The 25508-nt window shown below is 38.0% G+C and carries 19 protein-coding genes; 8 read left to right on the top strand and 11 right to left on the bottom strand.

Annotated features, from left to right (window positions below):
- Positions 1-79: 79 nt before the first annotated feature.
- Genes ACFYKT_RS12690 through ACFYKT_RS12680 form a run of 3 tightly spaced genes read right to left on the bottom strand, consistent with a single transcriptional unit; the run spans position 80 to position 6462 of the window.
- Positions 80-901 carry a CheR family methyltransferase gene (locus tag ACFYKT_RS12690; RefSeq protein ID WP_389220005.1) on the bottom strand — a complete coding sequence of 274 codons (822 nt, stop codon included), beginning with the start codon at positions 899-901 and terminating at the stop codon, positions 80-82.
- Between the two features lie 45 nt (positions 902-946).
- Positions 947-3730 (bottom strand): response regulator, encoded by a 2784-nt coding sequence (locus ACFYKT_RS12685; RefSeq protein WP_389220003.1) that lies wholly within the window; start codon positions 3728-3730, stop codon positions 947-949.
- Positions 3731-3756: 26 nt separating this feature from the next.
- The gene (locus ACFYKT_RS12680; protein ID WP_389220001.1) at positions 3757-6462 is read right to left on the bottom strand and encodes a GTP-binding protein; all 2706 of its coding nucleotides are present in this window, start codon (positions 6460-6462) and stop codon (positions 3757-3759) included.
- An 812-nt stretch (positions 6463-7274) separates the two neighbouring features.
- Here ACFYKT_RS12680 and ACFYKT_RS12675 point away from each other — a divergent pair.
- The 5 genes from ACFYKT_RS12675 to ACFYKT_RS12655 all read left to right on the top strand — a co-directional run bounded on the left by ACFYKT_RS12675 (position 7275) and on the right by ACFYKT_RS12655 (position 12558).
- Complete coding sequence (locus ACFYKT_RS12675; protein ID WP_389219999.1) at positions 7275-8933, top strand: glutamine--tRNA ligase/YqeY domain fusion protein; 1659 nt, start codon at positions 7275-7277, stop codon at positions 8931-8933.
- A gap of 39 nt (positions 8934-8972) precedes the next feature.
- Positions 8973-9323, top strand: a complete 351-nt coding sequence (locus ACFYKT_RS12670; protein WP_389219997.1) for an ASCH domain-containing protein — start codon at positions 8973-8975, stop codon at positions 9321-9323.
- Positions 9324-9340: 17 nt separating this feature from the next.
- Positions 9341-9775, top strand: a complete 435-nt coding sequence (locus ACFYKT_RS12665; RefSeq protein WP_389220339.1) for a hypothetical protein — start codon at positions 9341-9343, stop codon at positions 9773-9775.
- A gap of 211 nt (positions 9776-9986) precedes the next feature.
- Complete coding sequence (locus ACFYKT_RS12660; RefSeq protein WP_389219995.1) at positions 9987-11498, top strand: TerD family protein; 1512 nt, start codon at positions 9987-9989, stop codon at positions 11496-11498.
- Positions 11499-11595: 97 nt separating this feature from the next.
- A complete protein-coding gene (locus ACFYKT_RS12655; protein WP_389219993.1) occupies positions 11596-12558 on the top strand; it encodes a D-2-hydroxyacid dehydrogenase in 963 nt (320 codons plus the stop codon).
- Here the strand turns inward: ACFYKT_RS12655 and ACFYKT_RS12650 are convergent.
- The 3 genes from ACFYKT_RS12650 to ACFYKT_RS12640 form a co-directional block, all read right to left on the bottom strand.
- Positions 12536-13543, bottom strand: coding sequence for a Gfo/Idh/MocA family protein (locus ACFYKT_RS12650; RefSeq protein WP_389219991.1), 1008 nt, complete (start codon positions 13541-13543; stop codon positions 12536-12538). The genes ACFYKT_RS12655 and ACFYKT_RS12650 overlap by 23 nt on opposite strands.
- 76 nt (positions 13544-13619) lie before the next feature.
- Complete coding sequence (locus tag ACFYKT_RS12645) at positions 13620-14180, bottom strand: FAD-dependent oxidoreductase (RefSeq protein WP_389219990.1); 561 nt, start codon at positions 14178-14180, stop codon at positions 13620-13622.
- Between the two features lie 83 nt (positions 14181-14263).
- Positions 14264-14494: an excisionase family DNA-binding protein gene (locus ACFYKT_RS12640; protein ID WP_389219988.1), complete on the bottom strand. Its 231-nt coding sequence runs from the start codon at positions 14492-14494 to the stop codon at positions 14264-14266.
- Positions 14495-14678: 184 nt separating this feature from the next.
- On the opposite strand from ACFYKT_RS12640, the gene ACFYKT_RS12635 reads away from it, so the two are divergent.
- Entirely contained in the window at positions 14679-16349 is a 1671-nt protein-coding gene (locus tag ACFYKT_RS12635; RefSeq protein ID WP_389219986.1) for a PAS domain S-box protein, read from the top strand.
- Positions 16350-16422: 73 nt separating this feature from the next.
- On the opposite strand, the gene ACFYKT_RS12630 is transcribed toward ACFYKT_RS12635, so the two are convergent.
- From ACFYKT_RS12630 to ACFYKT_RS12620, 3 genes are all read right to left on the bottom strand, one after another.
- Positions 16423-17595, bottom strand: coding sequence for a toxic anion resistance protein (locus ACFYKT_RS12630; RefSeq protein WP_389219984.1), 1173 nt, complete (start codon positions 17593-17595; stop codon positions 16423-16425).
- Positions 17592-18248, bottom strand: a complete 657-nt coding sequence (locus tag ACFYKT_RS12625; protein ID WP_389219983.1) for a 5-bromo-4-chloroindolyl phosphate hydrolysis family protein — start codon at positions 18246-18248, stop codon at positions 17592-17594. Before ACFYKT_RS12625 ends, ACFYKT_RS12630 begins: the two co-directional genes overlap by 4 nt.
- Before the next feature lie 532 nt (positions 18249-18780).
- Positions 18781-19932: a trans-sulfuration enzyme family protein gene (locus ACFYKT_RS12620; protein WP_389219981.1), complete on the bottom strand. Its 1152-nt coding sequence runs from the start codon at positions 19930-19932 to the stop codon at positions 18781-18783.
- A 236-nt stretch (positions 19933-20168) separates the two neighbouring features.
- Between ACFYKT_RS12620 and ACFYKT_RS12615 the strand changes: the two genes are divergently transcribed.
- Positions 20169-20543: an SET domain-containing protein gene (locus ACFYKT_RS12615; RefSeq protein ID WP_389219979.1), complete on the top strand. Its 375-nt coding sequence runs from the start codon at positions 20169-20171 to the stop codon at positions 20541-20543.
- 39 nt (positions 20544-20582) lie between these two features.
- Here ACFYKT_RS12615 and ACFYKT_RS12610 read toward each other — a convergent pair whose 3' ends face one another.
- Positions 20583-22112 carry a DHA2 family efflux MFS transporter permease subunit gene (locus ACFYKT_RS12610; protein WP_389219977.1) on the bottom strand — a complete coding sequence of 510 codons (1530 nt, stop codon included), beginning with the start codon at positions 22110-22112 and terminating at the stop codon, positions 20583-20585.
- 186 nt (positions 22113-22298) lie between these two features.
- Here ACFYKT_RS12610 and ACFYKT_RS12605 point away from each other — a divergent pair, with 186 nt between their 5' ends.
- Entirely contained in the window at positions 22299-23189 is an 891-nt protein-coding gene (locus tag ACFYKT_RS12605; RefSeq protein ID WP_389219975.1) for a TetR/AcrR family transcriptional regulator, read from the top strand.
- Between the two features lie 76 nt (positions 23190-23265).
- Here the strand turns inward: ACFYKT_RS12605 and ACFYKT_RS12600 are convergent, their stop codons facing one another.
- Complete coding sequence (locus ACFYKT_RS12600; protein ID WP_389219973.1) at positions 23266-25440, bottom strand: YhgE/Pip family protein; 2175 nt, start codon at positions 25438-25440, stop codon at positions 23266-23268.
- Positions 25441-25508: the final 68 nt, after the last annotated feature.

Below are 25508 nucleotides of genomic sequence, written 5' to 3'. Positions count from 1 at the left end.
AGAAATGTGTACCTTTTTCATATAGTATTATTGACCACAACACTCATATTATTGCCAAATACTTGCTGACAAAAAGTGGTTATGACCGTTTTTTCCGAAATAATTTTTCTTTTAGGTTAAAATCTTCAAATATACCTGACTCTGTTCGGATCGATTCTTTGCTGCCAAGTCCAAGAAATCCATCTGAAGTGAGACTTTCATTAAAAAGCTCAAGAACACGTACCTGAAGGTCAATATTAAAATAAATAAGGACATTCCGGCAAATGATGACATGAAATTCATTAAATGAGCAGTCTGTTACTAAATTATGCTGGGCAAAGACAGCATTTTCAAGCAAGTTTGGATTTAAATAGGCAGATTCACAATCCGCTGTATAGTACTCAGAGAACGAACGCTTCCCGCCTGCAAGCATATAGTTTTTGGTATATGTCTGCATTTTTTGAAGCGGAATAATTCCTTGCTCCGCATGTGAGAGAACTTTTTCATTCATATCAGTTGCATAAATCTTCGTTCGGTCTCCAAGTCCTTCTTCTTCCATAATTATGGCCGTTGAGTAGACTTCTTCCCCTGTAGAGCAGCCAGCATGCCAGATTCTAATCTCAGGGAGTTTCTTTAGAATGGGGACAATCTCATGACGAAAGGCCTTGAAGAAGGATGGATCCCTAAACATTTCAGTCACATTAATGGAAAAGTCACTTAATACTTTATTCAAGTAAGTCTCATCGTGAATAACTTTTTCAGTTAAACTGGAAATATTCGGCAATCTCTCAAGGCTTAATCGATTTTGGACTCTTCTCATAATAGAGGATTTCATATATTGCCTAAAATCATAGCCTGAGAGACGAAATATAGCTAATAATAGAAGTTCAAGCTCTAATTCTCCCTTATTTATTCTAGGCATTCTTCATCATCCACTTCTTATTTATACTTTGAAAAAACTACTTTATCATGACAGCCAAACACGCATCACTGATAAGAGCTGTTCAAGATTTAATGGCTTGCTAATATAATCGGATGCGCCTGATTCAATGCATTTGCGACGGTCACTATTCATCGCTTTCGCAGTTAAGGCAATAATTGGAAGATCTAGATATTTTTCCTGCATACGAATCCTTTTCATTGTTTCGTAACCATCCATTATCGGCATCATAATGTCCATCAACACAATATCAATCTTATTTATTTCATTCATCAGTTTTAAGCATTCCATCCCATTTTCAGCTGTTATCACATGCATGTTCTCTTTTTCAAGTGCGTTTTTAACAGCATAAATATTCCGGTAGTCATCATCTACAACAAGAACCGTTTTACCGTTTAATACGGTAGCACTTAGGTCAAGAGGCCCTTCCGCTTCTACTAGTTGTATTTCTCCCATTTTTCCTGCCAAAGGTTCTGCTTCTAATTCAATTACCTCTTCAGTATTTATCTCATTCTCGATTATCTCTGGCATCCCTTCAGGTAAACTTGGGATAATTAATGTAAAGCTGCTCCCTACCCCTTCACTGCTTTCCACTTTACATACCCCACCAAGAAGCTGGGCAAACTCTTTTGTGATTGATAACCCAAGTCCTGTACCGCCATACTTTCTCATTGTCGCCCCATCCACTTGCTGGAATGCTTCAAAAATCTCTTCCTGCTTCTCTAGTGGAATGCCAATACCGGTATCCGTTACTTTCACTTTTAGCCAAGAGTCCGAATGTTTAGCAAGTGGCAAGCCAAGAAGTTCTTCGCCTTCTGCCTTTTCTATAGCTACACAAACTGAACCTTCCTCCGTAAATTTAAAGGCATTAGAGAGTAAGTTCTTTAATATTTGCTGTAAGCGCTGCTCATCAGTATAGATGACAGACAAAGCATTTTCACTTATAGTCACTGTAAATCCAAGGTTTTTATGCTTGGCAAATGGGGTAAAATGACGATAGAGACGATCGGCAAATTCATTGATCAATACTTCTTCAAAATGAATATCAATCTTTCCAACTTCAACTTTTGAGAGATCTAGAATATCATTAATTAAATTAAGCAAATCTTGCCCAGATGAGTGGATGACTTTGGCAAATTCAATTTGATCTTCGGTTAAGTCATGGACAGGATCATCTACTAACATCTCTGAGAGTAATAGAATACTATTTAAAGGCGTACGAAGTTCATGGGACATATTCGCTAGAAACTCAGACTTATATTTAGAGCTTTGCATGAGCTCATGTGCTTTTTCTTCTAGGCTTTCTTTTGCAGACTGAAGCTCCTCCGACTTAAGTTCAGCATCCTTTGTCCGTTCTTCTAGCTGCTCGTTAATCATACGCAGCTCTTCTGCTTGAGTCTGCATTTCCTCTGATTGTGATTGGAGTTCTTCAGACTGGGTTTGCAGCTCCTCAGATTGCATTTGTAACTCTTCTGTCTTCACCTGTGACTCCTGCAGCAGATTCGCAATCTCCATTCTCCCTACTATATTGGCAACCGCAATCCCCAGTGTTCCTAACACTTCTTCCAGTAATCTCATCTGTTTAGAAGTAAAGGCTTGTAATGAAGCCAGCTCGATCACAGCTACCACTTCATCCTTCAGTAAAACCGGTGCAATTAGAATACTCTTTGGCTTTATTGATCCCAGTCCTGTAGAAATCACTTGATAATTATCGGGCACATCATTAAGGAGAAATATCTTTTTATCAATTGTACACTGGCCTGCAAGTCCCTCACCCTCACAGAAATAGTCTCTTCCTGCCTGATGATCTAAATCAGCATAAGAAGCTATTTTTCGAAAAAGGGCCTTTTCCCCTTCTTCTTTCAAATAGAAAACGCCAAGCTTTGCATCTACAACCTGTGCAAGATTGCTAATTAAAGTTTCAGCAAGTGAAGTAATCGTTACATGTTGAGTGTATAAATGTACGATGTCTGACGAATGCGATTGAATCCAGTTCTGCTCAGTAATTTCCGAAGTATATTTCATTTCCTTAATATGGTACGTTTCCAGAGAAGTAGCCATCGAATTAAAAGCAGAAGCAATTTCGCCTATTTCGTCTTTCGTTTTGACTTCCAATCTCGGAAGCATTGATAAATTCTTATAGTCAATCTTCTTTATTCCCTTTGTAATGGAATGAATATTCCTGCTAGTGCTTCGAATTAACCAAAGAGTCACCATAACTACTAAAAGAAGGGTAACAGATACAGCTGAAATAAGCACAACCACAAGGCGCGTGTATGTATCTGTAGCACTTTGCAGCGATTCCTCCATTAACCCTTCTTGGTAATCTTTAAATTCAGCTAATTTAAGAAATAAATCATCACGGTTCCCTCGCTCTTCATCATACAAATGCTTAAGATTAGCGATTTCTCCTTTATTAAGCTCAGCAATAAACATCTGGCTCATTTTATAATAGGAATTATAGGATATCTCTATTCCACTTAAATGTAGCCTTCCTGTTTTTGTATTGACTGTAGATTGAACTTCAGTCAATTTAGATTGTATTCCTTTATGATTGGCCTCCATTGATTCATTAACAATAGTAGGATCAATTACTTCATTTTCAGCAACTATTCTTAGAAGTTGCCGGTCTATTTGATCAAATAATTGTCTAATTTCCGTCGCTTGATTCACTTTATAATATCTATCTTTAACGATTTCTATCATATTCGCTTTCATTAAATTGGCCATGGATAGGATAACAACCATTAGTAGGACCATACAAATGACTGTTAACCCCAAAGCGAGGAATTGCTTCTTTTTATAGCTCAATCGTTTCCCCTCCATCCTGCATAAGGTTACCCTTGGTATTGACTAATCTCTTCTCCTGCATTAGCCATCCATTCATGTTGACGTAGTTTAAGCTGGAACAGCGTCAATGGGTCACGATATGCTTCTGGGTTCACTCTCATTTCATGCAGTGACTCCTTGTTTGTTTCAATTTCTTCGCTAGCCTCTGCCACTGTCTCGTTTAAAATTGTAAATGGACTTTTAAAAAATAGTTGAATGTCACGGTCTAATGCCCTTTCGAATAATTCAAATGGCTGAAACAGCTGGTTTGAAATGGAAATAGACACATGACTATAATCCTCATTTTCAATAAATTGCCTATATTTATTATGAATAATTCCCTTATTTTGCGGAATGGAACTAAATATTCTTCCCGCACTTTTCAGTAGAAATTGTGATGGTGTGAAGCGCAGAAGAATATTCTCTTTCTCTATTTGGACACTTCCTCTTGTCAATCGATCGGCATCACGAAGCCAATCGCCCAATAGCTTAAAGTCACAATCCAGCTTTATTTTCTCATCTCCATAAAGATCATTAAAGCCTTCACACATTTCATTTAGGAAGAGTTGGCTTTGCTCGAATTCCCTATTTGCCTCTTCAATCCAATTAAGAAAAGCTTGATGGAAAGCTGGCAGAAGTGTTTCTTCTATATAATAATGAATCCTTTTATTCATCTCATCATTCAACTTAATATGGATTTTCCCTAGGTCACTATCTTCGGTAATGAGTTCTGAGCATTTTTGCAATATTTTTGGGACTTCCCCCAAAAGTTCTTGTCTTATCTCATCTGTCATTTTCCGGAAAGTTCTTCTAATCATTCGAACCTTTTCTTCCTCAAGGTCACTCAGCTGGTTAATGGCACCAGTAAGTTTCGTTACCATATCTTCATTCCATTTAATTGAATCAATGAAGCTATTCTCCATTTCAACGCGTCTTTCTAGTAGATACTTTATCGTTTTTCGAATCGTATGATGAACCTTAGTTAAACGTTCTTCTTTAAGATTTCGATTATTTCTCATATCTGCTATAAAGTTTACAAGGCCTGCTAGTTCTCTATCATTCATAGAAAAGGCAAATATTCTTATTTTCGGGAAATAAGTATGCACCCTTGTAGAAACCAGATCAATAATTTCCTGCTCTACACTATTTAACAGAAAGTGAATAGGAAGTTCTGGTGCCTGCTCACGAATCTTCACTATCATTTCAAGTTCTTTCTCAGAAAAAAGTTCTTTCGCATCAAGGATAAATAATAAGCTATCCGCAAACTGCAAATATTGAAACACTTCATTTCTAAACCTGTTATCACTAGTCATACTAGGTGTATCAATTAATGCTATTCCATTCGTACGCAGAAAAGGATCAGGTGCTTTCCACTGAACAAGTGTCTGTGATTGATTCTGAAGCTCTGTTAAATCAGTAATCTTACGTATTACCTCATCAGAAACCTCCAATATTTCCGTTACATCATTATCCTTATACATCACTGCCATTGATAGTCGTTCTTGAGCTAACTTGCCATCCATTATCGAACGAGTAAAAGCCTCTTTCCCCTGCCCATCAATTCCTGCTAAAAGAAGATGATGAGCATTCAGGTCCAGGAGTTCTTTCACCATCCAGCCGAAGCGTTGTCCTAACTCCATTCCATTTTTCATTGCCCAATTTATTATGGATTCAAAAAGTCCGTAACCATTTTCTAGCCCATCAATATTTCGTGTAGATTGCTTTAATAGACGTTCGGCTCTATTAATTGTATCTGGTTCGATCCCAGATGTGAAAAGTTCACTCCAAGCAAGCGTAGAGGCCGAGGCTACTATAGCATGAGAAGGATTAGCAATCTTTATCCAATTAGTTAAATGATTGGGCATTAAATAAGAAATCTCCCTGATGAGATACTTGCCATTGATCAATTCATCATACGTATCCTGATAAAGGTCTGATAACTCATGCCAACTATGCGCACTACTTCTTTCTTTATGTAAAAGGATGTGATTGATCTCCTTTAGCCAAGGGAAATATCGTTCACTATTTTTGTAGCTATTCCACAACGAAACTGTTAAACCTTCAAATCTAACCAAATCTATCTTATATAATGAATGCAGTACTTCACCAAAATCATTCGGTTCCATTTTCTTTGTCCGGCCTTGTTCTACATAGGCATGGAGGATATCAAACCATTGCGGCTCTCCTGTACGAACTGATTCTTTCACCGCAAGCTCAACCGCATGACTCCAATCCTGATATTCTTCGAAAAACAACCGGGCGATCTCCGTCACATTCGAATAATCTGGGTTTAATGAGACCGCATCCTTTATAGCTTTTACAGCCAGTTCCAGCTTGCCTCTCTCTACATAAAGAGTGAATAACTGAAGAAGCACTTCTATCTTCAATACTTCTGAGTCAGTATGAATGGATTGATAGATATCTTCTGCCGTGGAAAGCAGTTCAAGTTCAAAATAAGCATCCGCCATATTTTTCTTTGCCCATGGTTCAAGCTCATTGCTAATATTCTCCCATTTGAATATTGCTGCTTCATAATCGCGATTATGAAAATATACTTCTCCCTGTGAGAAACGAATATAGGATAGATCAGCCATCTCTGCTTTCTGTTCTTCCATATATAGGTCCCCAAGAAGTTTGATCGGATGCAGGCTCCCTCCGCTCTCAGTTAACGTTTTATAATACCTTTTACTAATTAGCTGCTTATCTATTGTCATCACGTTTCCCCCGCGAACATTTATTTTTTTGGCTATTTTCGCAAACATTGTTGCTAATGAAGACATAGTAGGTAGAGGTTGATTTCCACTCCAGGCTGCTCGCTTTCCGCGGGGTGGGCGGTGAGCCTCCTCGACGCTAAAGCGTCTGTGGGGTCTCACCTGTCCCACTACTCCCGCAGGAGTCTCGCACCTTCCGCTCCAATCAACCAACCATTTTCATGCACACAACAGATTCTAAAAACAACAAATTTCTTAGAAAAAAGCCATTTTAGTAGCCTTGTGGAAATACGAACATATTCACCCGATTGCGATCGGAGAATTATAGACAAGGTTCAACAATTTTCTTTTGTCTCTTTCTTACATTCTATCAAAATAGTTATACACTTTTGATTACATTATTGTATTCCATTGTAACAATTTTAATAATAGGTAAATATTCTTACTCTTATTGTAATAACCTTTTCTTACAGAAGTGAAACCTACTTGCAGCAAACGTTGTGGGTAAAGGTTGATTTCCGCTCCAGGCGTTCGCTTTCCGCGGGGTGGGCGCTGAGCCTCCTCGGTGCTAAAGCACCTGTGGGGTCTCAGCTGTCCCACTCCTCCCGCAGGAGTCTCACGCCTTCCGCTCCAATCAACAAGCTTTTTTGGTTTATAGACAACTTATTAGAAAACAGTAGTTTTTCAGAAGGAATTGTCAGCAAATCAACTTTTTTGCCACTTCTTGTCATGCCTGAACTGTCTCTCATTGATTTACCATGAAGAAATCAGTAGAATAAGGAATAACTACATATTATAGAAAGGCTGATACAGGTTTGGAACATAATTCATCAAATTTCATTAAAAATATTATGATTAACGATTTGGAGGCAGGAAAGCATAAAGGTGTTATTACACGCTTTCCACCTGAGCCGAATGGCTACCTTCATATTGGTCATGCCAAATCCATTATTATTAACTTTGGTTTAGCAGATGAGTTTGAAGGAAAAACCAACTTACGCTTTGATGATACAAATCCTTTAAAGGAAGACCAAGAATATGTGGATTCCATTAAAGAAGATGTGAAGTGGCTAGGGTATGAATGGGATGAGCTGCGATTTGCATCTGATTACTTCGAAGAAATGTATAATCGGGCAGTCCTTTTAATCAAAAAGGGAAAAGCATATGTCGATGAATTATCACAAGAAGAGATTCGCCAATATCGCGGAACACTAACAGAACCTGGTAAAGACAGCCCTTATCGCAATCGTACAGTTGAAGAGAATCTTGATTTATTTGAACGTATGCGCAATGGTGAATTTGAAAATGGCAGTAAGGTATTACGTGCAAAGATTGATATGGCCTCACCGAACTTAAATATGCGTGATCCTGTTATTTACCGAGTATCACATGCAACCCATCATAACACAGGTGATAAATGGTGTATTTATCCGATGTATGCTTTTGCTCATCCTCTTGAAGATGCGATTGAAGATGTCACACATTCCATTTGTACGACTGAATTCGAGGATCAGCGCCCGTTATACAATTGGGTTGTTGAGGAATGTGAAATGGATAGCAAGCCACAGCAAATTGAATTTGGTCGCTTGAATATCACAAATACTGTCATGAGCAAGCGTAAATTAAAACAGCTTGTGGACGAAGGCTTTGTTGATGGCTGGGATGATCCCCGCATGCCAACGATTTCTGGTTTAAGAAGAAAAGGCTTCACACCAGGGGCTATCCGAGAATTCGTTAAAGCAACAGGTGTTTCAAAAGGGTACGGTGCAGTTGACGAAGCAATGCTTGAACACTTTGTCAGAGAAGATTTAAAGTTAGATTCTCCACGTACAATGGGTGTCCTTAATCCGTTAAAAGTCGTGATTACTAACTATCCAGAGGACAAAGTGGAAATGCTTGATGCTGAGATTAATCCTGAGAATCTTGAGATGGGTATGCGTCAAATTCCGTTCTCAAGAGAAATTTATATTGAACAAGATGACTTTATGGAGGAGCCTCCAAAGAAGTACTTCCGTCTCTTCCCTGGTAATGAAGTCCGTCTCAAGCACGCCTATTTCATCAAATGCAATGACGTCATTAAGGATGAAAACGGGAAAGTAATTGAAATTCACTGCACATATGATCCAGAAACGAAAAGCGGTACAGGCTTTACTGGACGTAAAGTTAAAGGTACCATTCACTGGGTAGATGCTAAAAATGCCGTTCCGGCAGAGTTCCGTTTATATGAGCCACTAATCCTAGATGCTGATACGGAAGAGGAAATGCCAGAAGAAAAGACATTCCTTGATTATGTCAATCCAAACTCACTTGAAATTGTTCAAGGGTTTGTTGAGCCAAATATGAAGGATGTTAAGCCACAGGATAAATTCCAGTTTTTCCGTCATGGCTATTTTAATGTTGATCCTAAGCACACTACCCCTGAAAAAGCGGTATTTAATCGAATTGTTTCATTAAAGAGTTCATTTAAATTATAATAACAGCTTAGCAACGATAAGAATAAAGGAGGAAAATTTGTGACAAATCAACAGAATAATCAAGAGCTTCCACCAAAAACATGTACAATCGACCGCCTTGTGACGGTTCCTGAGGATATCGAAAAGGTACTTGCAGGCAAAAAAACAGCTACTCGCCGAAATGGACGCTATGCGGACATCGGCGAAGTCATGACCCTTCAAGGACAAGACTTTGTCGTTGAGAAGGTTTACTCACAAGCACTTGGGGAGTTAACAGAGGAACACGCAAAACAGGAAGGCTTTGATACTGTCGAAGAATACAAAGAATCAATCCTATCCTTTCACCCTGGCATGCCTTGGTTACCACAAATGAGAGTATGGGTACATGAATTCCGTCCTGTTTCGAGTTAATTCAGCTTAACATGGAAATACTTTATCGTTTTATTGTATACCTTCATGTAGGAAGTGCAGTCTTCTCTATTGGACCATTCATTGTATTGATTCCAATCGTGAAAAAACTGCATTCTGCCGACAAAAATGTGCAACAAGCGTATATTGATATTTTTCGATATTCCGTTAGACTCGTTAAGCATGCCGGGCATGTCCTCGTTGGCAGTGGAGCGTTACTCATTATAATGGGGCCATGGACCTGGAAAACTTCCTGGATTATCGCAACCTTAGTAGTCATGTTTGGTTCAGCGTTCTTTCTGGCCCGTGCGTTTACACCAACGATTCGAACCTTTTTAGGGCCGGACCAAGATAAATCTGCCTTAATAAAGAAACTTTCTTGGTCTACATGGCTCTATCTCATACTTCTTATGGTCATGCTTTGGTTCATGGTTGCAAAACCAGTGCTTTGGTAGAAATCAAGAACTCGTTAAAGAATTAGTAGCATATCAACAATCAATGGTCAGTCTCACTTAGAAGAGACTGACCATTTTTGTTAAGAGTTATTATTTTCCTTTTAATCACACAGTGAACTATAATAAAAGGATAAAGAAACGAATTGCTTGAAACTTTTTAAACATATAAACGTTTATTAACTAGCTGGATTATTTTAAGGAGTGGATTATTATGGGCGTAACTTTACGCAAAGGGCAAAAGGTCGATCTGACAAAATCCCACCCAGGCTTGCAAATGGTTGTGGCTGGATTAGGCTGGGATGTTAGCGGAAGCCATTCACATTATGACCTCGATGCCTCTGCTTTTTTAGTAGGAGCAACTGGAAAAGTACAAAGCGACATGGATTTTGTATTCTACAATAATCCGTCTGGTGGAAATGGATCCATTATTTATAGTGGGGATAACCGTACAGGTTCAGGAGCAAATGATGATGAGCAAATCAAAATTGAACTGAATAAAGTTCCGCCTTCCATTCACCGCATCGCCTTTACAATCACGATTCATGATGCGCAAGCAAAGGGGCAAAGCTTCGGGCAAGTCTCTAATGCCTATGTAAGAATCTTTAATGCACTTACGAATGAGGAATTACTGCGTTTTGACCTTGGACGAGAGTTCACTGTGGAAACAGCCATTGTTGCTGCTGAACTGTATCGTCATAATGGAGAGTGGAAGTTTAATGCAATTGCCAGCGGATTCCAAGGCGGGTTAGCTGCACTTTGCCGAAACTTCGGTGTAACTGTTGATGATGAACCGGCACCTGGACCAACCGCACAGCCAACTTATCAAGCTGGATACCAGCAGCAAACGAACCCATCCTTTGGCAGTTTCCAGCAGGCACCATCCAATCAGACTCACGGGGCTCAACAGCAAACAACATATAACCAACCATCTTTCGGACAACCGAGCCCTACATATAACCAGCCTGGATTCGGTCATGCTGGACAGTCAAATCCGTCCTATAATCAGCCTACTTACGGGCAGCCAGGATATCAGTCAAGCTATAGCCAACCTACATCTACACAACCTTACTCATCGTCCCAAGCTTACGGGGGAGACAATATCAATTGTACCCGTTGTGGATCATCCAATGTCAGAACAGGTGAAAAAGGATTCGGATTAGGTAAAGCAGCAATTGGTGGGCTGATACTTGGTCCAGTGGGATTATTGGGTGGATTTATCGGTAAAAATCAGCTGAAGTTTACTTGTAATAACTGTGGCAATAACTGGTCCCCAAATCAAGCGGATTACTCCCAATGGGCCAATCAGCAAAAAAGAAAAGCACAGGATTTATTTGCCCGCTATAAGAGTCAAGATGTAATGGATGCAGTTGTTGCTGCCTGTGCTCTTGTTGCTCTAGCAGACGGCAGACTTGATCCTGCAGAACGTCAAAAAATGATGGAATTTGTTAATCAAAGTGAAGAATTAAGAGTATTTGATACAAACAAAGTCATTCAGCAATTTAATATGTTTGTTCAAAAAATCGAAAGAGATTCTATTATTGGACGAGCAGAAGCCTTTAAAGCATTAGGACGTGTACGATCGAAGCCAGAAATCGCTCGTTTAGTTGCACGTTATTGTATTGCCATCGGCTATGCAGATGGACAATTCGACCCCGCTGAAAAGCAAATTGTATCAGAAATCTGTATGGAATTAGGCTTGAATCCACAAGAATTCTTGTCCTAAGGTTTTCTTTTTGAATCAAATAAGAGGAAGGTCCTTATTGGATCCTCCTCTTTTTGCAATAAGATCTATATGAATATAAATATATGGAGGGTTTGAGATGCAAAGTAGAAAACTAGTAATTACCCAGAATCTTGAGCATAAACACATCAATGAAATAAAAGATATCATCCCTGATTGGGAGCTTATTATCGGTAAGGATAAAAGTATTTGGCAGGAGCACTGGCAAGAAGCAGAGGTCATCGCAGGCTGGAAAAAGGAAATGGAGAAAGCGATCTTAACTGGTAAAACACAGCTTCGCTGGCTACAATCATGGTCTGCTGGTGTTAACAGCCTGCCGCTACAAGAATTAGAATCTAGCAATATACATACAACTTCAGCAAATGGTGTCCATGCCTATCCGATTTCCGAAACGATTTTCGCTCTAATGCTTGCATTGACCCGCAAAATCCATACATATGTAAAAAATCAGCAAACAAAAACCTGGCATCATTCCAGCCTAAACCTTGAGATGCACGGAAAAACAATGGGGCTACTAGGCGTAGGTGCAATTGGAAAGGAAACAGCAAAACTCGCCAAGGCATTTGGTATGGAGGTGATTGGGTTCCGACACTCTGGAAAACCAGTTGAGAATGTAGATAGAATGTATACACTTGAAGCATTAAATGACATGCTTCCACTTTGTGACTATGTCGTAGTAACACTGCCATATACAAAGGAAACCCATCATTTATTTGGAACAGAGCAATTTAAATTAATGAAGCCATCCTCTTTCTTCATCAATATAGGCCGCGGAAGCATCGTTGTAGAACAGGAACTCATCAAAGCTTTGCAGGATGGAGAAATTGCTGGCGCAGGGCTAGATGTTTTTGAAAAGGAGCCCTTAGATACAGAAAGCCCCTTATGGCAACATGAAAATGTTATCATCACCCCGCATACTGCTGGGTCAACCGAACATTATACGAAACGAGTCATCGAAGATATTTTTATCCCAAATTTGAAGAACTATATACAAGGGGAGATCCCTTCCATTAACCTAGTTAATTATCAGAAGGGGTATTAATTTCCCTATCAGCAGGAAATATGAGACCTATTTCCCTTCTTGCTGCATCCAATATTCTTGCTGTAACAGAGGAATGTTCATGGGAGTTAATGGAGGACTCCCTTTTCCCTTTTTGAATCAAATCGACAAAGGCCCTTGCTTCATAGTACATTCCATCCTTTTCTTGCTTCGTAGAAATAACTTCTTTTCTTCCGTCGCGATATCTAATTTCCACATGTTTAGGCGTAGCAATATGATCAATTATCATTGTTCCTTCCTCTCCTTGTATTTCAGAAGGGAGCTTGGAATCAGTTATTTTTGAATGCATAATAACTGCCTCCATTTCAGCATATTTAATAAGAAGACTTCCCTCCCCATCAACCCCAGATTCAAGCATAACGCCAGTTGCCTTTACTTCATTTGGCTCACCAAACAAAACCACCATTGGATAAATGCAATAGACGCCAAGGTCCATTAATGAACCATTAGAAAAGAAAGGATTAAATGCATTCAAAACTGTGCCCGATTTATACATGTCATACCGAGAAGAATATTGGCAATAGCTTGCTACATATCTGCGAACTTTACCAATTTTATGTAAATTACCTTTAATACATGAAAAATTAGGAAGGTAAATCGTTCTCATCGCTTCCATCAAGATCACATGATTCCCGTTTGCCGCCATAATCATCTTCTCTACTTCTGCAGCATTTGAAGCTAATGGCTTCTCACATAATACATGCTTGCCATGATTTAAAAAGGTAATCGCCTGACTAGCATGAAAGGAATTAGGGCTAGCAATATACACAGCATCCAACTGATTACTTTTGGCCATTTCTTCAATAGTTGTAAATGTGTTGTGTACCTGATATTTCTCAGCAAATTCACGAGCTCGATCGGAGGTTCGCGAATAGACTGCAGTTAAAGAAAAGTCAGGCATATCCTTTACAGACTGTAAAAATCGATCCGTAATCCAATTCGTTCCTATTACTCCAAAGCGTATCATCCATATTCCTCCCTAGCTAAAAAGGCTAGTCCCTACCATTGCGATAAGGTCTAGCCTTCAAATATTTTCTCGAAAATTACTTCATGATATCATGGTCAACATAGCGCTCACCATTTAATTCACTAATTACATTAATCGCAACCCTTGCTCCGTCGCCAGCTGTAATAATTGTATGCATACTTACACCTGCAACTGTACCAGCTCCCCAGATGCCTTCGATATTTGTCTTTCCATTTACATCTAAGTCTAAGATCGTCTTGATACGAGGCTCAGTACCCGGTTTAGTATGTACACCTATTCTTTCAGCAAGATCTGTTAACATTCCAGTTGCAAGAATCACATGCTTAGATTCAAACGTTTGGTCTCCCGCTTGGACAGTAAAACCTGATTCAGCTTTGTTGATCGTTTCAACCGTTGCTTCTACAAGCTCTGCACCAAATTTAGCTGCTTGCTTTTTGCCAACCTCGACTAATTCAGGTCCTGTAATTTCCATTACACCATAGTGATTTTCAACCCAAGCACGTTTGGTTACACTTTTCTCATTATCAATAACCAATACTTTCTTCCCAGCTTTTGCAGCAAATAATGCTGCACTTGCACCTGTTGGACCTGCACCAATAATTGTAATATCAAACATATGATTTTCCTCCTTAAAGTCAATTACTAATTATAGACTATATTAAATAATATTAATTGTAAAATAATTCGTATTGAAAAAGACTAGTCTTCATCCTTTATATCCAAGTCTTCCGGTATGGGTTCATTCATGATTTCCTCTACTAGTTCCTTATACTTTTCCACCTGTTGTAGGTGTGTCTTAAATTGCTCCTTATATATAAGAAATTGCTCCCCATCGTGAATGGCTCGAATTCGCTTTTTCTGAATTAAGCTTTCAACATACGATTCTGGATAGGACAAGAATTCGGCCGTTTCTTTTATTGTTAAATACATTAATAGGCTCATTCCCTTTTCATATAATTTATAAATGTTTTCGACTACTATTATATCAAAGGAATTTAAATCTTCCTTAACTCAGGGTTTCGCTGCCCATTGATCTGAGATAAAATATTCAGTATACTTATATTTTCCATCCCAATAATAACCATTTATTTAGAATAGGAGCTATCTATTACTAATGTTAAAAAAGAAACTCTCCATTTTATTAATTATCAGCGGTATCATTTGGATTATCGGAACAACCTATTTTCTTAGTCAATATACCCCATCACCAATGATTCTACACTTGAAATGGATAATTGAACTTTCATATATTCTTACAATAGGTTGGCTATTTTATTCTTTCATTAGTCAAGCAAGAGCATTGAACAAATCGAAAGAAGCAGAAGAACGTCTTTATACATTGATTCACTCAATGGTCGATTGTGTCATATTTAAAGACGGGGAAGGTAAATGGCTCGAAGCCAATACATTCGGCTTAAAATTGTTTCAATTAGAGCATGTCGACTTTAAAGGCAAAAAGGATTCAGAGCTAGCAGAGTTCTCTCATTTTTATAAAGAGACATTAAATTATTGTGAAGTTTCTGATGAAGAAACATGGCTAAATGGAGGAATTACTCATGTTGAAGAAGTCGTGCCAATGCCTGATGGCTCAAGTAAAACCTTTGATACAATAAAGGTCCCTTTATTCCATAGCGATAACTCCCGAAAAGGGCTAGTTATTATTGGAAGGGATATAACTGAGCGGAAACATACAGAAGATTTATTAAATATAAGTATACAGAAGTATCGATCCTTATTCGAATATAATCCAGAAATTGTATATATGACAGACTTAAGTGGAGTCATTACAAAGGTGAACCCTCAATTACAATTAGTCACAGGCTATAGTGCCAAACAAGCCGTTGGAAAAAACATTGCCAATTTCGTTCCGAAACATGTAAAAATGATTGTCGAACACTCCATTTCCAATATTATCAACGGGCAAACTTCACAGAGTTATGAAATGGAAGTAAACCATAAAAAGGGAAATACCATTACTTTGCAATGCACATCGCTCCCGATTATCGTAAATAACCAAATTGAAGGAATTATTAGCTATGCAAAGGACGTGACTCTTTTACGCCAAACGGAAGAGCGTCTTAGAAGAACAGAGAAGTTATCCATTGTTGGAGAGTTAGCTGCTAGTGTGGCGCATGAAATTCGTAATCCGCTTACTTCTCTTATCGGCTTTGTCCAGCTTCTACAAATGGAGAGTGAAAAGCATCAATTTTATCATAAAATAATGCTGGAGGAATTAAATCGAATCAATCATATTACTGGTGAATTGCTGCTATTAGCTAAGCCCCAACAGGTTGTATTCAAAAAAATAAATTTATATAAAATTGTATTCGACGTGATTTCCTTGCTGCAACCGGATGCTAATTCACAAAATGTCCAACTCAAGTTCCTCTCTATGCTACAGGAGTATTGGATGGACGGTGAACCCAATCAATTGAAGCAATTATTTATTAACATTATTAAAAATGCCATCGATGCTTCGGGTAATAATGGAGAAGTAACTGTTTATTTAGATTCTAAATTAGATGGGCAAATTTCCATCTCGGTTAAGGATCAGGGCTGCGGTATTTCCGAAAAACGCCTTGAAAAGATTGGTGAGCCCTTCTACTCTTCAAAGGATAAAGGGACAGGACTTGGGCTGACTGTCAGCTTCAAAATCGTTCAATCACATAGTGGATCGATTGAATTTAAGAGTGAAATAAATAAAGGCACAGAAGTTCTGATCCTACTGCCAATAACAAATAAGGAAAGTCCAGAATTGGCTAGAGAAGAGATTGGATTCTCATAAAACAAAAAGAAGCTCTATTAATCAACTTTTTGATTAGTAGAGCTTCTTCTATGTTTAGGGATTTCCACGTTCATCACCCTTTAATCTCCAAAAGCTTATTCCTTAAATCACTTTCCATTGACGCCAGCTCATTCTCAGCTAGACGGCGTTTATGACGTCCTTCTTCTTGAATCTTTAGTGTTTCTTCAAGGGTTGAAATCAAACTCTCCTGTGTCTTCTTCAGCGTTTCAATATCAATAATACCTCGTTCATTTTCCCTTGCTGTTTCAATCGTATTTGTCTTAAGCATTTCAGCATTTTTTAATAATAGCTCATTCGTTGTTTTGGAAACTTGTTTCTGTGCCTCTACTGCATGCCTCTGCCTAATAAGAGTTAATGCAATTGCTACCTGGTTTTTCCAAAGAGGAATAGCTGTCATAATCGAGGATTGAATTTTTTCTACAAGCGCTTGGTTTGTATTTTGAATGAGACGAATTTGCGGTGCACTTTGGATCGTAACTTCTCGACTCAATTTCAAATCATATAACCGCTTATCTAATCGATCAGCAAATTGAATCATGTCATTTACTTCTTGAAACTTCATTTGATCATTTGATTCCTCTGCTGCTTTTTTCAGCTCAGGGATCGTTTTTTCATGCAATTCTTCAAGCTTTATCTCTCCTGCTGCTATATAAATATTCAATGCATGAAAATATTCTTTATTGTTTTCATAGAGCTTTTCAAGCATAACAACATCTGATAACAGGATATTCTTGCTCCGTTCTAGTTTCACACTAATTCGATCAATCTGTGCCCCCGTTTTTTGGTATTTGGACATCGTTTCTTGGATGGAGTTCGAAATGCGTCCAAATATACGCGCAAAGAATGACGGTGATTCGGCTCTAAGATCATCGGGATTTACTTCATTAAACTTTCTCATCAATTCGCTAATAATCTCTCCGACTTCACCAATATCCTTCTTTTGCACATGCTCAAGCATCGTATGTGAGAAGGTTAATAACTTAGACTGTGCAGGTGTTCCATATGAAATCATTGCCTGATGGTTCTTTGGGTCAATCTGTTCAGCTAGCTGAATGGCCTTTATCCTATTTTCTGCTGGGATCACATCGATCAGCTTAACTGGTCTTTCTTCCTTCTCCTGCATACTCGGAAGTACTTGATTATCTCCAAACGGATTGGCAAGTAAATCATCCATTAAGTTTGCTTGGCTTGTATTTTTCAACAGGGATGGATTATTTTCATTCATTTTAATCTCCTGCTTCCCGTAAGATTTCGTGAATCCTTAATTGTATTTATTGATTGCTTTGCCACATCAATTTCGAAGTTTAAATGATCAATATCATCTGATATCACAAGATATAAATCTTCTTCAACCACCGTGAACATCTGTTCTAAAGTTCTTCGGGTTTCATTCAGTGATTGTTCAAGCTCACTTGTCTTTTTAGGCTGTGCAGATAAGAACACATATTTCTCGGATAGCTCTACAGCCGAATCTAAATGGGAAAAGTAAAATGGCTCAGCCTTGTAAAATCGTTTCGGTTCTTTTTTTGTTAAGCTGTATATTTTTCGTGTTGTCCTTGTAAATTCCACTCTTTGCTTAAGTGTTGGCAGGTGGCGAATAGATAACAACGATTTATGCAAGCGGCTGATCTTCCCCTTCGCTTCATCTAAATTTTCCTTAATATACTGATACTCTTTTCTTGTCAACTGATGTTTTTTCAAAAAGCGTCGCTTTAATACCATTCCACTTATTGCATAAGTGAGAAACCCAGCCCCAAGAGAAATCGCTCCCGACAGCAAAAATGTTTGATCAAAGGCAAAAAAGCTCAACAGCCATACAGTAGCCGTTACAGGAACAGCCATAAACATTCGTATGAGAAAGACTAAAAATTGATTCATCGCACAATCGACTCCTGACTTATAATCCTTACTATTTATACGTATGAACAAAATAGAGGTTTCAGCTAATATAAATGAAAAAACAATTTCCATCCTTATACTATACGATACACTATAAACACGTCCCCTTCCATAGACCGCATCCTTATATCCATCTAGGACTTGAGACGTATATATGGTGTTGCTCATTAAACACTTTTTTTGGCTGAGGTTGATTTCCGCTCCAGGATACTCGAATCAATTCGTAAGCATTGATGCTTTCAACGTGAATTTGTAAAAGTTGATTTCCGCTCCAGGTACTCGCTTTCCGCGGGGTGGGCGGTGAGCCTCCTCGTCGCTTACGCTCCTGCGGGGTCTCACCTGTCCCACACGTCCCGCAGGAGTCTCGCACCTTCCGCTCCAACCAACGACTTTTTTTGTCAACACTATTCATTTACATCTATGCAAAAACATCAGACTTTAGAAAAGGGGTTTTATGAAAAAGCCCTATCCACATTTAACGGATAGGGCTTTAGTTACTGACTATATATACTTAATGAACAGAATTTTCAATGGCTTTCTCAAACGCTTGAATAATATCCTCATGATGCTCGATGCCTACTGAAATTCTGACAACTTCTTTTGTAATTCCTAATGCTGCACTGGCCTCTACTGGCAATGCTCGATGGGAAGTAGTGAGAGGATGAGAAACTGTTGTTTCTACTCCAGCAAGTGTTGGGACAATTTTCACCCATGAAAGTGATTTGAAAAATTGATTAATATCTATATTCTTAGAAACTTCAATCGTAACCATGGCGCCAAATCCTTCTTCTGTTTCATTAAAAGGATAATAAACCTTAGCTATATTAGGATTGCTTGAGAGCTTCTCGGCTAATTTTCTAGCATTAAAGGATTGGCATTTCATTCTTAGCGCTAATGTTTTTAGCCCTCTGCTCGTTAGCCAAGCTTCAAACGGACTTACATTTGCACCTAAATTCACTATTTTTGCTCTAGCTTGTCCAACCAGATCTTCTCCTCCAACAACAACTCCGGCTGTTACATCACTATGTCCGCCAATGTATTTTGTAGCACTATGTATCACTAAATCAATTCCTTGAAGATAGGGATTACAATGGAATGGTGTAGCAAATGTATTGTCAACAAGCGTCTTTAGGTCATGTTTCTTCGCGAGATTAACAACTGCTTCAAGATTTTCCACTCTTAAAAGTGGATTGGTGATCGATTCCGTGTAAAGCAGCTTTGTATTTGGCTGTATCGCCTGTTCAACCTCATCCAGATTAGAAAAAGAAACAAATGTAGTCTTTATCCCAAGCTGATTCAATTCTTCTTTAAGAAGATGGAAACTCCCACCATACAAATCATCTGCTGCTACGATATGATCCCCACTTCTCACAACAGCGAGCACTCCTGCCAAAATAGCCGATAGCCCTGATGAAGTAGCTACTCCTGCCGGGGCACCTTCAATGGCAGCAACAGCTTGACCAAGTTCATCTGTGTTTGGATTGCCTGTGCGGGAATATAAATAATTCCCTTCCCCTTGGAAGAATCCTTCTAATTCATCAAGATGATCAAATGTGAAGGCAGATGTTTGATAAATAGGAGTGATCTTACTTTTAATCGGCTTCTTATTCTTTTCAACACTATGTAATAACAACGTCTCAAACCTTTTCTCCAAAACCCTCATCCTCCTTATGGTGTCAGCACTCGTATACATTTCAACCTTTTTTGCAAGTGAGAAATGGGTACGATGATAAATCCAATTATTAATTCATAATAATAAAAATTTTATTTCTATTATAAAACTAATTCCTTCATATTTCATCAATTATTAATAATAACCTTTTTATTGAAAACAGTTGATTTCCTTTTGATCTACTGTCATGCTAAAGAGACTTCTAAGAAAAAAAGTAGGTGGATAACATGATTGAGGTAAAAACTTCAACACTCAGCGATGGGGAATTTAATAGAGGGGTTTTCGCAACACGTGATATTGCAAAGGGAGAGCTTTTACATGAGGCACCAGTAATCGCCTATCCAAATGCAGAACATGAACATATCGAGAAAACATTACTTGCCGATTATGCTTTTGAATATGGGAAAAACCACACAGCCATCCTCTTAGGATATGGAATGCTGTTTAACCATTCTTACACACCAAATGCGACTTATGATATTAATTTTGGAAACCATACGTTTGACTTCTTTGCATACACAGACATTAAAGCCGGAGAAGAGATACTAATTAATTATAATGGAGATGTGGATGACACAGATCCACTGTGGTTTAATAAGTAAATACAAAAAAGAAGGGGCAATGCGCCCCTTCTTTTTCATTTAATTCTCTACTAACTTAGCTGCAATCTTTTCATCCGTTGATTTTTTTTGGAGTGGATCCTCCGCTTGTTTCGCACGTTTGATAAATAAGGCAAGAATAACTGCAACAGCAGCAATAAAAGTAGCTACAAGAAACGCATCATTTATTCCTTCCAACATTGCTTTCATAGCAATTTGCTGCTGCATTTCTGCTATTGCCGCTTCAGTTGGCTGACCTGTTGCATGCTTCATTGCATCAGCAGCTAAACTAGTTGCATGTGTTTCTGTGCGAGTAGACATAACTGTAACCAACAATGCCGTTCCAATCGCACCCGCTACCTGATTCAATGTATTATTCATTGCTGTACCATGCGGATAGAAACGTGTCGGTAACTGATTTAATCCATTCGTTGAAACTGGCATCATTACCATTGACATACCAAACATTCGTACAGAGTTTAATATGACTAAGTAGGTATAGGTAGTCTCTTCTGTTAATTGGCTGAAATAATACGTTGTCACTGTCATAATGATTAGTCCAGTGACAGCTAAAATACGTCCGCCAAACTTATCAAATAATTTTCCGGTAATTGGAGACATGACAGCCATAAGAAGTGCCCCTGGCAACATCATTAAACCTGCGTCCATCGGTGAAATCCCGCGAATCGTTTGAACATAGATTGGAATTAATAGCATCCCAGCAAACATAGCCATATTCACAACCATCGTAATGGAAGATGATAAAGCAAACATCGGGTATTTAAAGATGCCAAAATTCAGCATTGGCCGTTCTAGTTTTAATTGACGTAAAATAAACCATACGAGCGAAATAACTCCAATGGCAATTGTTCCATAGACTAATGGACTATCCCATCCCTTGCTTCCTGCAGAACTAAATCCATATAAAATTCCGCCGAAGCCAATACTTGATAATAGAAGTGAGAAGATATCCAGATGAATATCCACTTTTTCCTTTTTATCTTTAAGCAAGAAAAAGCCAAGTAATAAAACGATAATAGCAATTGGTGTAACAAAGTGGAAAAGCATTCTCCAGTCATAATGTTCAATAATCCAGCCTGATAAAGTTGGTCCAATAGCTGGTGCCGCCATTAAGATTAAGCCAAAAACCCCCATGGCTGCTCCCCTTTTTTCAACTGGGAAGCTAACTAGCATAACGTTCATTAAGAGTGGCATCATGACTGCCGATCCTGAAGCTTGAAGCATCCGTCCTGCTAATAAAAGTGGGAAAGTATGTGCAATACCTGCTACAAGTGTTCCGATCGTAAATAAAAGCATAGCAGCAAGAAATAGTCTGCGAACAGAGTATTTTTCAATTAAGAAAGCGGTAGCTGGGATCAATATTCCGTTGACTAACATAAATCCTGTAGTCAGCCACTGTACCGTTGATGCTTCTACCTTTAAATCTGCCATTATCGATGGCAATGCAATATTTAATAAGGTATTATTTAGAAATGCAATAAAAGCTCCGACCATTAGGACCGCCAACATTCCGTATGGTGGACGACCCGTTTTCTTTATCGAATGGTCCATTATTATTCCCCCTATACATTAAGTTCATTATTTTGTACCCTAATTTTACATAAGCATTATCATATACCATGAGTTCAAATTTTGCAATTAAAAAATATCCCAGTACTCAGAGGGTTTGTGTAAACCTTAGAAATAATATACTATTAAATTTATACAGACAGTTCAATTCTAATTAAAGGTGATTATATGAATACTAGGAAGCGTCATGTAATAAAAATGGCCCATCAGTTATTTGTTGATAAAGGGTTCCAAGCAACATCCATTCAAGATATTTTGGAATATAGCGGGATCTCTAAAGGTACATTTTATAATTATTTTTCGTCAAAGAATGAGTTATTAATCGCTATTTTTAAAACAATCTATATAAAACTTGAACAAGATCGAAACGAATTGCTGATCGGCCAAGATCCGTCTAATATTGAAATTTTTATTCAGCAGATTGAATTACATATGCAGACGAATCGAACAAACAAACTTATTTCACTCTTTGAAGAAGTCATTTATTCAAATGATGATGATCTTAAACAATTTATGAAGCAGGGGCATTTGAAAAATCTACGCTGGTTATTTTATCGATTCATAGACATCTTCGGTGAAAGCAAGAAGCCCTATTTATTAGATTGTTCGATTATGTTCATGGGAATTCTTCAACATAATATTAAATACAATAAATTAGCTCACCCAACAAATACTTCACTTCATAAAGTAGTGCGATATAGTGTAGAGCGAGTGGTAAGAATAGTTAATGAGGTGGCAGAATCAGGCGAACAGTTAATTCATCATGAACTAATAGATAGCTGGATACCTGTTTGTACTAGACTAGATCAATCCTTTCATCAAAAGCTGCATCATACGGTTTTAACACTGAAAAAAAACCTAAATCAAAATGAAGGACATTCTCAATATATTGAGCTGCTAGACTTTATTCAGGAGGAATTTCTCTCCTCAAAATACCCAAGGAAGTTTTTGATTGATAGTGCACTTTTATCATTGGCAAATCAAGCCTTTATAGACAAAAAAGAACGCCAAAAGTTAGAAGAACTTGTTTCGGACTTTTTTATGCAAATAAAGGAATAGTTACATTCAGAAAAAACAGGAAAGGAGCCAGTCACTTGTATGTTTTCGCACAAGAGACTGGCTCCTTCATTCTTTATTAGTGAATCAATCCACTTTCAAGTGATTTCTTCTTTAATTTATAGGTGATTCTATTAATTGGCTCCTTCAAAAATACACCTAAGACTATGGCAATAGCTGCAAAGATGAAAAGACAGATGATATCTGTTTGGACATTTTCCCAGACAATTCCTCCGACAGCTTCCCGCATTAAATCAATGGCATAGGTAAACGGCAAAAAGGGATTTATCATTTGGAAAAACTTAGGTATTAATTGAACAGGATATGTCCCTCCTGCCCCGGCAATCTGTAATACGAGCAGAACAATTGCCATTGCCTTTCCAACATTCCCAAATATCGAAACAAGTGTAAAGACAATGAGAATAAAGACAAAGCTTGAAAATAACCCAAATAGGAGAAACCATCCAGGTCTTGCAATATAAATATCTTTCAATACGAAAATATCTCCTAACGTGACAATCAATGTTTGCAAGAAACTAAAGGTCATAAAAGTGAGTAACCGCCCAAAGTAAATGGCATGGCTAGAATATTCCTTAGAATGAGTGGGATCAACAGACAATAAAGAAATTAATAATAAGCATCCGACCCAAATAGCTAGCACGGTATAAAAGGGATTCATGCCCGAACCATAGTTAGGAAGCGGGTATAGCAGGTTAGTTTCTATTTTTACCGGATTAGCTAAGAAATTACTTTCTGCATTCGGATCATTTTGCAGCAGCTCAATCAACTCATTAATATTTGTTTCCTTTTTCATCTTTTGAATAATATCGACTACTGCTCCAACCTTTTGCTCTATGATGGGAAATTGCCGATTTGCATCCTTTAATATTTCCTCTCCTTTATGTACACCATTTACTGTACTCTTTAACCCTTCTTGAACAGCAGGAAGAATTGTAGCAAAATCTGTTAAAGTTTTTCTTCCATCTTGTAGTATTTGTTTAGTTTTTAAAACTTCTTCCGTTAAAAATGGTTCTATCCCATTGCTATAATCCTTAATGAATGGTTCTACTTTATCATTAATATTTATTATTAAATTGCTGAAGCTTTCTTGAAGTGATTTAGCTGGGCTTTCCCCATATTCTATGAGTTGCTGCAGTTCTGCTGAAATAGCTTGTGCTTTTATTAAGTCATTTCTCACTTGATCAAGACTTTTTACAAATGGATCTAACTTATTTTTTGCTACTTCATTTAAATTTCCATTTTTAGTTAAACTCAATAACTTCACTAACTTATTCTGAATTTTACCAGTAATTTCTTCTCCCCTTTTCAAGAGCGGCTCTGTCTCAACCAAGAACTCCTGTAATTGTTGAGGATCAATATTTACAGACTGTATTTGATTTGCCTTAGTTTGCAAAGATTGAGTTACCCTTTGCAGTGATCGGATATCCTCTTGTATGGTTGGTGCAATAGAGTCAATCTCTGATTCAGCATCCATAATAAACTGATTCGTATTGTCTACTATTGAAATTCCTTTAGACACAATCGTATTAACTTCAGGTATAGATTGTTGAACATCGTTCAATATATTGTCAGCCTTATCAGCATAAGTCAACGATTGGCTTAACAGTTCTTTCACTTCTGGCAGCTTACTCTGCAGATTAAGGACGAATTCTTCAAAATGCTTGATGTCAGGTAATTTGTTTTCTAGTTCAATTCCAATTTGGTTGAACAGGTCAAAAATCACCCCATTTACCGTTCCGACAAATTTGCTGCTTACCTTCCCTGCAATGGCGCTTGCCCCTTTTGAAGTTATTTTTGGTGCAATCGCATTTTTCTTATCATTCTCATAGTACTCAACTTTTGCCTGTCTCTGTTGCTCATTAACAACAGTTGCAAGACTCCTTGAAAAGTCTTCAGGTATGATAATAGTAGCAAAATAGTCTCCTCTTTTGACCTTTTCCAATCCACTGTCCTTGTCTATAAACTGCCAGCCTAAATCTTGATTTTTTCTTAATTCCTTTACTATTTCATCCCCCGCATTGAAAATCATCCCTTTTACTTCAGCACCATCATCATCATTGACGACTCCTACAAGAATATTTCTTGTATTTCCATACGGATCAATCGATGCCTGAATATTAAACCATGCATACAAAGAAGGTAAAAGGATTAGCCCCCCGATCAAACTTGCCGCAACCCAATTTGTCCCTGTCTTTTTAAGGTCATTCGTATAAATTCTCCAAATATTTTTCATTCGGCACCATTCCTTTCCTAATGCCAAACCTAGTTATTTCTTTAATCTGCATAGAATAACTATTTTTA

The organism is Cytobacillus mangrovibacter, from assembly GCF_042865275.1.
GTDB classification, from domain to species: Bacteria; Bacillota; Bacilli; order Bacillales; family Cytobacillaceae; genus Cytobacillus; species Cytobacillus mangrovibacter.
The sequence above is the reverse complement of the archived record's forward strand: the minus strand, read 5'-3'. Positions and strand labels throughout refer to the sequence as shown.